The following is a 12,697-nucleotide window of genomic DNA, read 5'->3' on the forward strand; positions in this document are numbered from 1 at the left end:
CCCTCGCGGTGCCGGGGCCGGTGCTTCGCTGTCCGACGCCGGGCGGGCGGTGCGGTGCCGGGACATACTCGGTCCGTGCCGACCGACGAGACGACCAGCCCCGCACCCACCTCCCCGCGGCAGCCCGACGACGCCCCGCGCCGTTCGGCCGTGATCGTCAACCCGAACCGTGTGGAGGGTCTGGACGCGCTGCGCGACCTCATCGTCGCGCGGCTCACCGAGGCGGGGTGGCCGGAGCCCGCGTGGCTCGAGACGACGGCCGAGGACCCGGGCACGGGGCAGGCGCGCCAGGCCGTCGAGGACGGCGCGGAGGTGGTGTTCGTCAGCGGCGGGGACGGGACCGTGCGGGCCGTCGTCGAGGGGCTGGCGGGGACCGACGCCGCGCTCGCGATCCTCCCGGGCGGCACGGGGAACCTCCTCGCGGTGAACCTCGGCGTCCCCACCGACGCCGAGGAGGGTCTGCGCCTCGTCCTCCGGGGCGGCCGGCGGACCATCGACGTCGGCGTCGCGGACGGGCAGACGTTCGCGATCATGGCGGGGATGGGGCTCGACGCGGCGATGATGCGCGACGCCCCGACGGCGCTCAAGGCCCGGGCGGGGTCGGTCGCGTACGTCTTCTCGGCGCTCAAGCACCTCGCCGACGACGAGATGCACGTCGAGGTGACGGTCGACGGGCGGACGCGGCGCCGTCGTGCGCGCACGGTCGTCGTCGGCAACGTGGGCCGTCTCCAGGCCGGCACCAACCTGCTCCCGGACGCGGAGCCGGACAACGGGCAGCTCGAGGTCGCGATCATCGCGCCGCGCAACCTCCAGCACTGGGTCCAGCTGCTGTGGGGCGTCGTGCGGGGCAAGAGCCGGGTGCCGAGCCGGGAGGTCGTGCGGGGCCGGGAGGTCTCCGTGGTCTCCGACCGGCCGCAGCCGCGCCAGCTCGACGGCGACGTGATCGAGCCGGCGGAGCGGCTCGACGTCAGCGTGCGACCGGAGGCGCTGCACGTGTGCGTGTACCGGCCCGAGGAGTCGGAGGACCTCGCGCAGGGCGCCCCCGGTCGCCGGTGATCCCGGTGCCCGCGGTCACGGACCGCGGACGTCCCCGTCGCCGGACCGCGGGGTTCGGCAGGATGGGCGCATGAGCGCTCCCCGGCCCGGCCCCGAGTCCTGGTCCGCCCCCGCCCCGTCCGCCTACGGCTCGCCCGCACCGGCCACCGGCGCGCGACGCTCGCCCCTCGCCGTCGTGGCCTTCGTCCTGGGGGTCGCGACCGTCCTGGTGGGTGCGGTCGTCACGCTGGCCTTCCCGTTCGTGCTCTCGTCGTCGGGCTACTCGCCGTCGTCGGTCGGCGTGCTCCAGCTCGTCAACGGCATCCTCACGGGCGTCCTCGCGCTGGCCGCGACGGTCACCGGCGCGGTCGCGCTCGTGCGGCGGCTGCCCGGCACGGCGCTCGCGTCCGCCGGCACGGCGCTCGGCGCGGCGGCGCTCCTGGGCGTCGTCCTCGGCCTCGTCCAAGGTGCTCTCTACCAGGTTCTCTGACCACCTCCGCCCGGCCTGGTCCCGGGCCGGGCTCGTGCGTCCCGCGGGCGCCGGGTGCGAGTCGGCGTGCGGTGCTGCACGGTGGGCCCATGAGCCCCCGACGACCGGCTCCGGAGCGCCCGGGCGCGCAGGAGTGGCTCCCGCGCGGGCGTGCCGCGAGGGACGTCGACGCCCTGGCCCGGGCAGCGCGGGACTGCCACGGGTGCGAGCTGTGGGCGGACGCCACGCAGGTCGTGTTCTCGCGCGGACCCGAGCGCGCCCGGCTGGTGCTCGTCGGTGAGCAGCCGGGCGACCGGGAGGACCGCGAGGGCGAGCCGTTCGTCGGGCCGGCGGGGCGCCTCCTCGACGAGGCGCTCGACGCCGCCGGGCTGTCCGCCGACGACGTCTACCTGACGAACGCCGTGAAGCACTTCCGGTTCGAGGAGCGGGGGAAGCGCAGGCTGCACAAGAGCCCGGACGTCGCGCACGTCCGGGCGTGCCTCCCGTGGCTCACGGCCGAGGTCGCCGCGGTCGCGCCCCGTGTCGTCGTCGCGATGGGCGCGACCGCGGGGCGTGCCGTGCTCGGGCGCCCGGTGCGCGTCACCGCCGAGCGCGGCCGGGTGCTCGACCTCGACGACGAGGGCGCCGAGTCCGCGTCGCCCCTCTCGCAGGGTGTGCCCGACGGCGACCGCCCGCCCCGGCAGCGCCCGCCGCGCGTCGTCCTCACCACGCACCCGTCCGCGCTGCTGCGCGTGCGTGAGCGGGCCGAGCGGGAGGCGGCGTTCGCCGCGTTCGTCGACGACCTCCGCCTCGCGTCCGACACGGCGGGCGCCCGGTGACCGACCGTCCGCTCCCGACCGCACCCGACCCCGCGGCGCCGGGAGTCTCGCGGCCCAGTGCCTCGCGGGTCGTCGTGAACGTGCAGCGCTGGGACGCGCTCACGTTCCTCCACTGGCGCGTCGACCCGGCCGTCGTGCAGGGCTGGCTCCCACCCGGCCTCTCCGTGCAGGAGGTCGACGGGACGACGTGGCTCGGCGTGGTCCCGTTCGTCATGGCAGGCGTCCGGGTCTCGCCCCTGCCCGCTCTCGGCGCGTGGTCGACGTTCCCCGAGCTCAACGTCCGCGTGTACGTGCGCGACCGCGCGGGCACCGAGGGCGTGTGGTTCCTCGGCCTGTGGGCCACGTCGCCCGCGTTCGTCGCCGCGACGCGCGCGGCCGGCGTCCCGTACCACCCGGCTCGCGCCGCGGTGGACGCGGCGGTGCACGCGGGCGGCGACCGCACGGGGCCGCCGTCCGCGGTGCGCTACCGGTTCCGCTCGACCGGCCGAGGTCCCCTGCGCGTCCCGCACGAGCACCCGAGGCTGCTGCGCGACGCCACGTTCCGCGCCGAGGTGCGCGCGCACGAGGAGGTCGACGCGTCGTCGGGCCTCGTGCGGTGGCTCACGGCGCGCTGGAACGCGTACGGCGTGCGGGCCGGACGGCTGTGGCGGTTCCCGGTCCTGCACGAGCCGTGGACCCTGCGGCGCGGCACGCTCGACGCGCTCGACACGGACGTGCTCGCCCGCCTCGGGCTGCCGTCCGCCGACCCCGGGCTCGTGCACGTGGCCGCGCCCGTGCACGCCCGGTTCGCGCTCCCGCGGCCCGTCGGCTGAGGTCAGCCCGCCGGGTCGACGACCCCGTGCCGGAACGCCCAGACGACGAGCTGCACGCGGTCGCGCGACCCGGTCTTGGTCATGGCCCGGCTCAGGTGCGACTTCACGGTGCTCGGCTCGAGGAACAGGGCCGTCGCGATCTCCGCGTTGGACGACCCGCGGCACAGCAGGTCGACGATGTCGAGCTCGCGCGGGGTGAGGAGCGCGGCCGCGGCGTCGTCCCGTGCGACGGGCGCGCGTCGGCGCGCGAACTCGCCGATGACCCGACGCGTGAGGGTCTGGTCGACCAGACCGTCGCCCGCGGCGACCCGCCGGACGGCGTCCACGAGCACGTCCGGCTCGGCGTCCTTGAGCAGGAACCCGCTCGCCCCGGCCTCCAGGGCGCCGAACACGTAGTCGTCGAGGTCGAACGTGCTCACCACGAGCACGGGGACCGGGTCGACGACGTCCGGCCCGGCGAGCGCGCGCGTCGCGGTGATGCCGTCGCCGCCGGGCATGCGGACGTCCATGCACACGACGTCCGGGCGCTCGCGGCGCGCGACGCGGACGGCGTCGGTGCCGTTCGACGCCTCGCCGACGACCTCGACGCCCTCGCTCTCGAGGATGACGGTGAACCCGGCGCGGACGACCGCCTGGTCGTCCACGAGCACGACGCGTGTCACGAGACCTCCTGGTCGGCAGGGTGCTGGTCGGGGGCGCGGGGATCCCGTGCCGCGGCGCGGGGGACGGTGAGGCGGACGAGCCACGCGCCGTCGGGCGCCCGCCGAGCGTCGAGGCTGCCGCCGAGCACGGCCGCCCGCTCGCGCATACCGACGAGCCCGTGGCCGGGCCGCGGGTCCGTGGGCGGCACCGTGCCGGCCGTCGGGTTGCGCACCGTGAGGACGAGGTCCGCGGCGGACCACGCGAACCGCACCGCGACGGGTCTTCCCGGTGCGTGCCGGCGCGCGTTGGCGAGCGCCTCCTGGAGCACGCGGTACACGGCGATCTGCGCGCTCGGCGTGGGGTCCCACGGCGTCCCTGCGGTCTCGACCGTCGCCGCGGTGCCCGCGGCGCGCGCCGTGTCGAGGAGGGCGGGGACCTCCGCGAGCGTCGGCTGCGGCGCCTCCCGCTCGGCGCCGTCCTCGTCGTCGCGGCCCCGCAGGATCCCGACCACGAGGCGGAGGTCGTCGAGCGTCTCGCGACCCTGCGCGCGGATCCACCGCACCGACTCCTTGGCACGCTCCGGGTCGGCCTCGACGAGGCGCTCGGCGGCGGACGCCTGGACGACGATGCCGGACAGGTGGTGCGCCGCGACGTCGTGCAGCTCGCGGGCCATGCGCGCGCGCTCCTCCAGGACCGCCTGGGCGGCGAGCGCCTCGCGCTCGCGCTCGGCGCGGAGCACCCGGTCGCGCAGCTCGGCGACGAGCTCCCGCCGCGTGGCGACGTACGAGCCGACGAGCGCCGCCCCGACGAACGTGAGCAGCGCGGAGAGCAGCGCGCCGCCCACCTGGAGCGCGTGCTGCGCCGGTCCCGCCCCGGCGGGGACGGCGAAGCCCCCGAGGGCGAAGACGAGCACGACCTGCGCGAGCGCCGCGAGCGCCGGGGCGCCGAGGCGCGCCCGCCGCGGCGCGTACGCGCCGGCGGAGTACGCGGCGACGAGGGTCGCAGGGGCCTGGAAGCCGACGTACGGCGGCAGGAGCACGGTGATCGCGACCTGGGCAGACACCGCGAGCGCGAGGCAGACCAGCGGCGCCCGACGGCGCACCGTCAGCGTCGCCGCCTGGAGCACGACGAGCGCGAGCACCGTCGCGCGCACGCCGGGCGTGAGGATCACGGCGCCGGGCCCTGCGCCGAAGGTCGCACCGACGTCCGTGGCGAGCACGCGCTCGATGCCGAGGAACAGCACGACGGTCGCGACGGCGACGACCCCGGCGAGCACGGCGTCGCGGCCGGTGTCGGTGCGCACGCCGACCCGGTCGAGCGCGCGGCGCAGGGCCTCGGTCACGAGTCTCCTCCAGGGGACGACGGGTTCGGACGACGGTCACAGACGGCACGGCGGCCCGCCCACCCTACGGGGGCGCACCGCCCCAGCCGCGAGGTAGAGCCGTGGTCCGCCTCTACCTCGCGGTACCGGGGCTCTCCCCCGGCGGGCGTCAGACCAGGTCGCGGCGCTGGAGGGTGAGGGCGCCGCTCCCGAGGAGTACCGCGACCCACGCGACGAGCCCGGCGAGCGCGGCGAGCGTCCCCAGCGGCGCGGCGCCGCCCAGGAGCGCCGCCCCGGACTGTCCCGTCGAGGCGAGCGCGCCCAGGCCGAGCGGGAGCCACTCCGCCGCGGCGGACTCGCCGCCCGACAGCAGCGTCACCGCGCCCCGGACGATCGGCTCGGCGAGCGCGAGCGCCGCGACGGTCACGACGGCGGCCACCTGGCCGCGCACGAGCGTCCCGATCCCGAGCCCGAACCAGGTGAGGAGCACGAGGACCGCGAGGCCGCGCGCCCACACGCCGAGGACCTCGCCGGGGCCGAGCGCGAGGGACGCGCCCGGGGTCGTGACGATCGCGACGGTGAGGCCCAGGGCGCCCACGACGGCGAGCACCACGCCGACGCCGAGGGCGACGGTCGCGGTCGCGCCGGCCTTGGCCGCGAGGATGCGCAGCCGCGACGGCTGCACGAGCGCGGTGGGCACGATGCCGCCCGTGCGGAAGTCCGTGGTCACGGCGAGCACGCCGAGCAGCAGCATGCACATGGTCGCGACGCCGACCGACCCCGAGCCGTTGAGCCCGTTGCCGAGCAGGTCGAGCATGCCGCGCTGGAACGCCGGCTGGGCGGCGTCGGTGAGCGCGCCGAGGTCCGGTGCCAGGTCCTCGAGCATCTCGGGTGACGACTGGAACCCGACGGTCGCGCCCCCGCCGAGCGCCTCGGTGCCCCGCAGGATCGTGGGCAGCAGGAGGGTGAAGGCCTGGACGACGAGCATCCCGGCGACGGCGACGGCGGCGACGACCCACGTCGCGCGGGTCGTGCGGAGCTTGAGCATCTCGGCGCGGTACATCAGCGCACCCCTTCGGTCGTGGCGGTCAGGTCGAGGTAGAAGTCCTCGAGGGACTCCCCGCTCAGCAGGTCGTCGAGGGGGCCGTCGGCGACGACGCGACCCTGCCCGACGACCACGAGGTCGTCCGCGACCTGCCGCACCTCGGACAGGACGTGGCTCGCGAGGAGCACGGTCCCGCCGTCGTCCGCGAAGCCGCGCACCAGGTCGCGCAGCCAGCGCATGCCCGCCGGGTCGAGCCCGTTGGCGGGCTCGTCGAGGACGAGCACCTCCGGGTCGCCGAGCAGCGCGGCGGCGATGCCGATGCGCTGCCGCATCCCGAGGGAGTAGGTGCGCACGCGCCGGTCGGCCGCGGGCGTCATGCCGACGAGCGCGAGCACCTCGTCGACCCGCCGGGCCGGGATCTCGCCCGCGGCGGCGAGCACGCGCAGGTGGTCGCGGCCCGAGCGCCCGGGGTGGAGGCCGCCCGCGTCGAGCAGGGCGCCGACCGTGCGGGCCGGGTGGGTCAGGTCGGCGAACGCGCGGCCGTCGAACGTCGCGCTCCCGGCGGTGGCTGCGGCCAGCCCCAGGAGCACGTGGAGGGTCGTCGACTTCCCGGCGCCGTTCGGCCCGAGCAGCCCGACGACGCGGCCGGGCGCGGCCGTGAACGTCACGTCGTGCACGGCGTCGAACGCCCCGTAGGACTTGCGCAGCACGGAGACGTGGATGGTGGTCATGCCGGTCCCTTCTCGTCGCGTCCCGCACGGTTCCCGCGCGGTGCCCCACCAGGCTGTCGCGCGGGGGGACGCCGGGTCTTGCGGCGCAGGGAGGAACCTGGGTTGCGACCTCCGTCGCAAGCGTCGTCGGCACGACGGGACCCGCGCCGACCGGCCGGTGTCGCCGCAGGTGAGGGCACCGGGCGTGACATCCGACCGGCGCATGGGGCAGGGTGGACGTTCACCCGACCGCTCTGGCGGGCAGCGCCACGCGTCGTCCGCCGGTCCCCGACCGCCCCGGAAGGAGGCGACGTGCGCCGACGTCACGACTCGTCCGCCACCCCCGAGGGGCGCAACGCCGCCTCGCCGACGCCCGTCGCGCACCGCGCGGCCACGCCGTGGGTCACGGTCGCGGCCGGTGCCGGTGCGGTGACGCTCGTCGTCGCGGTCGCCGGGATGGTGGGCGCGGCGACCGGCGGCGGCGAGGCCGTCGTCGTCGGCGCCTCGACCGACGGCGGCACCGCGGTCGAGGACGGCGTCCCGGCCGTCACGCCCCGCCCCGACGCGCCCCGCCCCGAGGTGACGCGCATCCCGCCGCCCGACCACGCGGACGAACCGGAGGAGGGCGGCGACCCGGCGGCGACGCCCGCGCCGCGACCGTCGTCCGGGGGGACGGGCACGCCCCCCTCGTCGGCCGACCCCGGGTCGGCGCCGACGTCGGAGCCCGCGGCCACCCCGGGCGCGGGCACGCCGGATCCCGCGCCGACGGCACCGACGGACGACGCCGCGTCCGTGACCTGGCTCCAGGAGCGGCTCCGCGTGCACGGCGCGGACGTCGAGGTCACGGGCACCATGGACGACGCGACCGGTGCGGCGCTGCGCGCGTTCCAGCAGGCGCACGGGCTGCCCGCGGACGGCGCCGTGACGGCCGCGACCGCCGAGGCGCTGGCCGCCGCACCTGCCGGCGGGGGCGAGGAGTCCACCGACCCGGGCGGCGCCGCCCCGACGGAGCCCGCGCCGCCGTCGCCCACCGACACGCCGTCGGCCACCGTGCCCGGCGCGACGGCCCCGAGCTCCGGCGGGCCGGCGGACCCGGCCCTCGCGCCCGCGTCCTGAGCGCCGGCCGGCCGCGGGTGAACTCGCGGCGTGCGGGCCCCGGACCGCGCCGCGGTCGGTAGGGTTTTCCCTCGTCGGACGACGGACGGAGCAGGACCATGACGAGCGCGGCGATCGGCGCGGGTCAGGACCGCGGGGCACCCGGCCGCGCCGCGACCCCGGACCTCGGGCGCGGCTACGCGAAGGGCCGCGCCAAGCGCGAGGAGATCATCCAGGCCGCGGTCGTCCTCTTCGGCGAGGTCGGCTTCCACGCCGCCTCGCTGCGCGAGCTCGCGTCGCGCGTCGGCATGTCGCACCCCGGCCTGCTCCACCACTTCCCGACGAAGGTCGCGCTGCTCGAGGCGGTGCTCGACTACCGCGACACCGTCGACCAGGCGGACCTGGACGAGGACCTCGCGCGCGGGACGGACTACTTCGACGCGCTCGTGCGCCTGGTCGAGCGCAACGCCCTCCGACGCCACATCGTCGAGCTGTTCACGGCGCTCGCGGCCGAGGCGACGTCCCCGGACCACCCGGCGCACGAGTACTTCGTCCGGCGGTACGAGTGGGCGGTCGCTCGGGCGGTCGAGCAGCTCTCCCGCCGGGCGAGCGCGGGCGGGCTGCGGGCCGGGGTCGACCCGCGCGCCGCGGCGCGGCAGATCGTCGCGCTCATGGACGGGCTCCAGGTCCAGTGGCTGCTGTCGCTCGACCGCCCCCGGGCCGAGCGCGTCGACATGGCGGCCGACCTGCGCGCCTACCTCCGGCTCATCCTCGCCGAGGACGTCTCCGCGCGCTGAGCCCGGTGGCCCCGGTCGCGGCTCAGCCGAGCAGGTCGCCCGGCAGGGGGTCGGTGCCGGCGGCCAGGCACAGGCCGGTCCGGTCGCCGTCGCGCCACGACGCCTCGGTCGGCGACCACACGACGAGCTCGACGCCCTCGGGCGCGTCCGCCCCCAGCACGTCCGGCGTGCACACCCGCGCCACGCGCCGGTCCACGGCCTGCTGACCGGGCCACACCTCGTCCGCGCCGAGGTCGGTCCGCGCGACGACCTGGGCCCGGTGCTCGTCCGCGCAGGGCACGGCCCGCACCTGCGTCACCTCGCCGTCGGGCGGGAGCTCGTCGAGGCAGGTCCCGAGCACGAGCTGGACCGCGTTGACCGTCTGCGGGGCGGTGACGTCGCCCGCGAGCGGCACGCGCGCCTGCTCGCCCTGCCACCAGGCGAGCGCGCCCGCGGTCCACGCGAGCGTGACGACGGCACCGACCACCATGCCGGCGACCGCGAGACCGCGCCCGCGCGTCCTCCGGGACCGCACGCGGGAGAGGCCCGCGGCACCGAGCCCGATCCCGACGGGGCCGAGCACCAGGCCCGCCGGCACGCTCGCGACGGCCAGCGGCTCGACGCGCGGCGCGGCCGGCTGCCACCCGGGCGCGTAGTACGTCTCCGGCGCGAATCCCGGTCCGGCCTGCCCGGCCGGGGCGGCCGGGGGTGGCACCGCGGTGCCCGGAGGCGCCGGGGCACCCGCGGGCGGCGGCGGCACCGGGGCGGTGGGTCGGGGCGGGACGGTCGGCCCGCCGGGCGGGGCGAAGAGGTCGTCGTCGGCCACGGCTACGAGTCGCTCAGGGTCGCGGCGAGCACGATGAGCATCGCGAACGCCGTGCAGACGGCGCCCACCACGATGCCGGTGACGGCGAACCCGCGCCCGCGCGTCCCGTCCCGCATCACCTGGTTGAGGGCGACGATCCCGAGCACGAGGCCGACGATCCCGGGGAAGCCGGCGCAGACGACGAGGCTGGCGATCGAGACGATCATCGACGCCAGCGCCAGCCCGTTCGTCCGCGGCGGCGGCGTGTACGCGGACCCGTACGGGGGCGGGTACGCGCCGTAGCCGGAGCTCCCCGCGTAGCCCGCCGGGTCCGACGGCGCGCGGCCCGCGCCCGGGGCCGACCCGTAGGCAGGTCCCGCGCCGGGGCCGTAGGGCGAGGCGGGCCCGGCCGGAGCGGCGGGCGAGCCGTAGGGGGCGCCCGCCCCGGGTGCGCCCGGGTACGCGCCGCCCGCCCCGGACGGTGCGACGAAGCCGCCCTGCTCGGGTGCCGGGGCGTCCGCCGGCGGGTTGTACGGGGTGAGCGGCGGCTGGTGCGGGCGCGGTGCGGCGTACGGGTCGACCGGCTCGTCGGGGGACCCGTACGGCGGGACGGGGGGCGTGGTCATGGACACACCGTAGCGACGCGCGCGAGGCGGTCGCTCAGTCCGCCAGGTCGAGGACGACCGGCACGTGGTCGGACGCGCCCTTGCCCTTGCGCTCGTCACGGTCGATCGCCACGCCGGTCACGCGGGCGCGCGCGGCGGGGGAGAGGTACGCGAAGTCGATCCGCATGCCCTCGTTCCGCGGGAACCGCAGCCGCTGGTAGTCCCAGTAGGTGTACGTGTGCTCGCCGGGGATCGCCTCGCGCGTGACCTCGGTGTACCCGGCCGCGCCGAACGCCGCGAACGCGTCGCGCTCCGCCGGCGTCACGTGCGTCTTCCCCGCGAAGTACGCGACGTCCCACACGTCGGTGTCCAGCGGCGCGACGTTCCAGTCGCCGACGAGCGCGACCCGCGCGGTCGGGTCGTCCGCGAGCCAGCCCGCCGCCTGCGCGCGGAGCTCGTCGAGCCAGCGCAGCTTGTACGCGTAGTGCGGGTCCCCGACCTCGCGGCCGTGCGGGACGTACAGGCTCCACACGCGCACGCCGCCGCACGTCGCGCCGAGCGCGCGCGCCTCGACCTTCTCGCCGAACGCGGGCTGGCCCGGGAAGGAGGTCGCGACGTCGTCCAGGCCGACGCGCGAGACGACCGCGACGCCGTTCCACTGGTTCACGCCCACGTGCGCGACCTCGTACCCCGCCGCCTCGAACGGCGCGACGGGGAACTGCGCGTCGGCGCACTTGGTCTCCTGGAGCGCGAGGACGTCGGTCCCCGTCCGCTCGAGGAACGCGATCGCCCGGTCGACCCGGGCGCGGACGGAGTTGATGTTCCAGGTCGCGAGGCGCACGGGCCCCACGGTACCGACAGCCGCGCGTGCCGCCGGCACGACCGCCGCGCCGCGTCCTGCGCCGACGGCGGGCGGCGCAGGACGCGGCCCGTAGGCTGTGGCCATGGCGACAGCACTCATCACCGGCGCGAGCGCCGGCCTGGGCCTGGAGTTCGCGTGGCAGCTCGCCACGGCGCGGCACGACCTCGTGCTCGTCGCGCGCGACGAGGCGCGCCTCGAGGAGGTCGCCGGACAGATCCGGGCCGCCGCGGGCGTGCGGGTCCAGGTCCTCCCGGCAGACCTCTCCGTGCCTGACGACGTCGCGCGCGTGGCCGAGCGCCTCGCCTCGCCCGGCGGCCCGGACGAGCGCCCGGTCGGGCTGCTCGTGAACAACGCGGGCTTCGCGACCCAGCAGCACTTCGTGGACGGCGACCTGGACGTCGAGCTCCGTGCGCTCGACGTCATGGTGCGGGCCGTCCTGGTCCTGTCCCACGCGGCCGCCGGTCAGATGACCGCGCGGGGCCGGGGCGCGATCCTCAACGTCGCGTCCGTCGCGGCGCTCACCGCCGGCGGCACCTACGCCGCCGCGAAGGCGTGGGTGCGCTCGTTCACGGAGGGGCTCGCCGTCGAGCTGCACGGCACCGGCGTCACCGCGACCGTGCTGTGCCCGGGCTTCACCCACACGGAGTTCCACGACCGCGCCGGGATCGACAAGTCCGTCCTGCCCGACCTCGCGTGGCTCGACGCCGACCGCGTGGTCTCCGCGGCGCTCGCGGACGTGCGGCGCGGCGTCGTCATCTCGACCCCGTCGGTGCGCTACCGCGTCGCGTCGGCCGCCCTGCGGGCGATGCCGCGCTCGGCCGTCCGGGCGATCGGCAAGTACCGGTAGACCGGGAGCCGACTACGCTGGCGGCGTGACCAGTGATCTCTCCTCGACGCCCCGCGAGCAGCTGCTCGACCTCATCCGCGAGCTCGCCGTCGTGCACGGCCGGGTGACGCTCTCCTCGGGCAAGGAGGCGGACTACTACGTCGACCTGCGGCGCGTGACGCTGCACCACCGCGCGGCGCCGCTCATCGGGCACCAGCTCCTCGACCTCCTCGAGGAGCGCGGGCTCGGGACGGCCGAGGTCGACGCGGTGGGCGGGCTGACGCTCGGGGCGGACCCGATCGCGACCGCGCTCCTGCACGCCGCGGCCTCGCGCGGGCAGGACCTCGACGCGTTCGTCGTGCGCAAGGCCGCGAAGGCCCACGGCATGCAGCGGCAGATCGAGGGTCCCGACGTCGCCGGCCGCAAGGTCGTCGTGGTCGAGGACACCACGACGACGGGCGGGTCCCCGATCACCGCGATCGAGGCCGTGCGCGCCGCCGGGGGCGAGGTCGTCGGGGTGGCGACGATCGTCGACCGCGCGACGGGCGCGGGCGAGAAGATCGAGGCGCTCGGCGTGCCCTACCACTTCCTGTTCAGCCTGGAGGACCTCGGCCTCGCCTGAGCCCGGACGGTCCCCGGCGCAGCGCCGCCGCCTGCCCGACGACGCCCCGTGGCCGTGCCGCGGGGCGTCGTCGTGCGGGTCAGGCGTGCGGTCAGGTGTGCGGAGCGACGCGCCACGAGGCGTGCGTCACATCGAGATAGGTCAGGCTTACCTTGCCTTGGTGAGGCGAGCCTTATATGGTCCGTCACGACGGAGCGTCAGCACGCTCCGCGTCGTCGGTCCCGCTCCCCGCC

At 77.2% G+C, this 12,697-nt stretch carries 15 protein-coding genes; 8 read left to right on the plus strand and 7 right to left on the minus strand.

Features of this window, described 5'->3' with window-relative positions; all coding sequences use genetic code 11:
* Window positions 1-75: 75 nt before the first annotated feature.
* The 4 genes from ABRQ22_RS15965 to ABRQ22_RS15980 all read left to right on the plus strand — a co-directional run bounded on the left by ABRQ22_RS15965 (window position 76) and on the right by ABRQ22_RS15980 (window position 3,155).
* On the plus strand, window positions 76-1,056 hold the full coding sequence (locus tag ABRQ22_RS15965; protein WP_353707433.1) for a diacylglycerol kinase family protein: 981 nt from the start codon (window positions 76-78) through the stop codon (window positions 1,054-1,056).
* A gap of 70 nt (window positions 1,057-1,126) precedes the next feature.
* Entirely contained in the window at window positions 1,127-1,525 is a 399-nt protein-coding gene (locus ABRQ22_RS15970; protein ID WP_353707434.1) for a hypothetical protein, read from the plus strand.
* Between the two features lie 89 nt (window positions 1,526-1,614).
* Complete coding sequence (locus ABRQ22_RS15975; protein ID WP_353707435.1) at window positions 1,615-2,343, plus strand: UdgX family uracil-DNA binding protein; 729 nt, start codon at window positions 1,615-1,617, stop codon at window positions 2,341-2,343.
* Window positions 2,340-3,155: a DUF2071 domain-containing protein gene (locus ABRQ22_RS15980; RefSeq protein WP_353707436.1), complete on the plus strand. Its 816-nt coding sequence runs from the start codon at window positions 2,340-2,342 to the stop codon at window positions 3,153-3,155. The genes ABRQ22_RS15975 and ABRQ22_RS15980 overlap by 4 nt, the downstream gene beginning before the upstream one ends.
* 2 nt (window positions 3,156-3,157) lie before the next feature.
* Here the strand turns inward: ABRQ22_RS15980 and ABRQ22_RS15985 are convergent, their stop codons facing one another.
* The 4 genes from ABRQ22_RS15985 to ABRQ22_RS16000 form a co-directional block, all read right to left on the minus strand.
* Window positions 3,158-3,817 carry a response regulator transcription factor gene (locus ABRQ22_RS15985; RefSeq protein ID WP_253052424.1) on the minus strand — a complete coding sequence of 220 codons (660 nt, stop codon included), beginning with the start codon at window positions 3,815-3,817 and terminating at the stop codon, window positions 3,158-3,160.
* Window positions 3,814-5,139: a histidine kinase gene (locus ABRQ22_RS15990; protein WP_353707437.1), complete on the minus strand. Its 1,326-nt coding sequence runs from the start codon at window positions 5,137-5,139 to the stop codon at window positions 3,814-3,816. The genes ABRQ22_RS15985 and ABRQ22_RS15990 overlap by 4 nt, the downstream gene beginning before the upstream one ends.
* 148 nt (window positions 5,140-5,287) lie before the next feature.
* Window positions 5,288-6,181: a hypothetical protein gene (locus ABRQ22_RS15995; protein ID WP_353707438.1), complete on the minus strand. Its 894-nt coding sequence runs from the start codon at window positions 6,179-6,181 to the stop codon at window positions 5,288-5,290.
* The gene (locus ABRQ22_RS16000) at window positions 6,181-6,894 is read right to left on the minus strand and encodes an ATP-binding cassette domain-containing protein (protein ID WP_353707439.1); all 714 of its coding nucleotides are present in this window, start codon (window positions 6,892-6,894) and stop codon (window positions 6,181-6,183) included. The genes ABRQ22_RS15995 and ABRQ22_RS16000 overlap by 1 nt, the downstream gene beginning before the upstream one ends.
* A 291-nt stretch (window positions 6,895-7,185) precedes the next feature.
* On the opposite strand from ABRQ22_RS16000, the gene ABRQ22_RS16005 reads away from it, so the two are divergent.
* Both ABRQ22_RS16005 and ABRQ22_RS16010 read left to right on the plus strand, forming a co-directional pair.
* On the plus strand, window positions 7,186-7,989 hold the full coding sequence (locus ABRQ22_RS16005) for a peptidoglycan-binding protein (RefSeq protein ID WP_353707440.1): 804 nt from the start codon (window positions 7,186-7,188) through the stop codon (window positions 7,987-7,989).
* A 98-nt stretch (window positions 7,990-8,087) separates the two neighbouring features.
* Window positions 8,088-8,765 carry a TetR/AcrR family transcriptional regulator gene (locus tag ABRQ22_RS16010; RefSeq protein WP_353707441.1) on the plus strand — a complete coding sequence of 226 codons (678 nt, stop codon included), beginning with the start codon at window positions 8,088-8,090 and terminating at the stop codon, window positions 8,763-8,765.
* 22 nt (window positions 8,766-8,787) lie between these two features.
* Here the strand turns inward: ABRQ22_RS16010 and ABRQ22_RS16015 are convergent, their stop codons facing one another.
* The 3 genes from ABRQ22_RS16015 to ABRQ22_RS16025 are packed head-to-tail and all read right to left on the minus strand — an operon-like array spanning window position 8,788 to window position 10,995.
* Window positions 8,788-9,570, minus strand: a complete 783-nt coding sequence (locus tag ABRQ22_RS16015) for a septum formation family protein (RefSeq protein WP_353707442.1) — start codon at window positions 9,568-9,570, stop codon at window positions 8,788-8,790.
* Window positions 9,571-9,572: 2 nt separating this feature from the next.
* Window positions 9,573-10,175 (minus strand): DUF4190 domain-containing protein, encoded by a 603-nt coding sequence (locus ABRQ22_RS16020; protein ID WP_353707443.1) that lies wholly within the window; start codon window positions 10,173-10,175, stop codon window positions 9,573-9,575.
* 34 nt (window positions 10,176-10,209) lie between these two features.
* Window positions 10,210-10,995 carry an exodeoxyribonuclease III gene (locus tag ABRQ22_RS16025; protein ID WP_253052440.1) on the minus strand — a complete coding sequence of 262 codons (786 nt, stop codon included), beginning with the start codon at window positions 10,993-10,995 and terminating at the stop codon, window positions 10,210-10,212.
* 103 nt (window positions 10,996-11,098) lie between these two features.
* Between ABRQ22_RS16025 and ABRQ22_RS16030 the strand changes: the two genes are divergently transcribed.
* Window positions 11,099-11,863, plus strand: a complete 765-nt coding sequence (locus tag ABRQ22_RS16030; protein WP_253052454.1) for an SDR family NAD(P)-dependent oxidoreductase — start codon at window positions 11,099-11,101, stop codon at window positions 11,861-11,863.
* A gap of 25 nt (window positions 11,864-11,888) precedes the next feature.
* On the plus strand, window positions 11,889-12,464 hold the full coding sequence (gene pyrE, locus ABRQ22_RS16035) for an orotate phosphoribosyltransferase (RefSeq protein ID WP_253052456.1): 576 nt from the start codon (window positions 11,889-11,891) through the stop codon (window positions 12,462-12,464).
* Window positions 12,465-12,697 lie beyond the last annotated feature (233 nt).

Origin of the sequence: Cellulosimicrobium sp. ES-005 (genome assembly GCF_040448685.1) — a bacterium.
Classification (GTDB): Bacteria; Actinomycetota; Actinomycetes; order Actinomycetales; family Cellulomonadaceae; genus Cellulosimicrobium; species Cellulosimicrobium cellulans_G.

Bases quoted from the DNA above. Each gene is read 5' to 3' on its own strand.
- ABRQ22_RS16010 (WP_353707441.1), top strand. From the start codon at position 8,088: ATGACGAGCGCGGCGATCGGCGCGGGTCAGGACCGCGGGGCACCCGGC.
- ABRQ22_RS15995 (WP_353707438.1), bottom strand. From the start codon at position 6,181: ATGTACCGCGCCGAGATGCTCAAGCTCCGCACGACCCGCGCGACGTGG.
- ABRQ22_RS16000 (WP_353707439.1), bottom strand. From the start codon at position 6,894: ATGACCACCATCCACGTCTCCGTGCTGCGCAAGTCCTACGGGGCGTTC.
- ABRQ22_RS16020 (WP_353707443.1), bottom strand. From the start codon at position 10,175: ATGACCACGCCCCCCGTCCCGCCGTACGGGTCCCCCGACGAGCCGGTC.
- ABRQ22_RS16030 (WP_253052454.1), top strand. From the start codon at position 11,099: ATGGCGACAGCACTCATCACCGGCGCGAGCGCCGGCCTGGGCCTGGAG.
- ABRQ22_RS15970 (WP_353707434.1), top strand. From the start codon at position 1,127: ATGAGCGCTCCCCGGCCCGGCCCCGAGTCCTGGTCCGCCCCCGCCCCG.
- ABRQ22_RS15975 (WP_353707435.1), top strand. From the start codon at position 1,615: ATGAGCCCCCGACGACCGGCTCCGGAGCGCCCGGGCGCGCAGGAGTGG.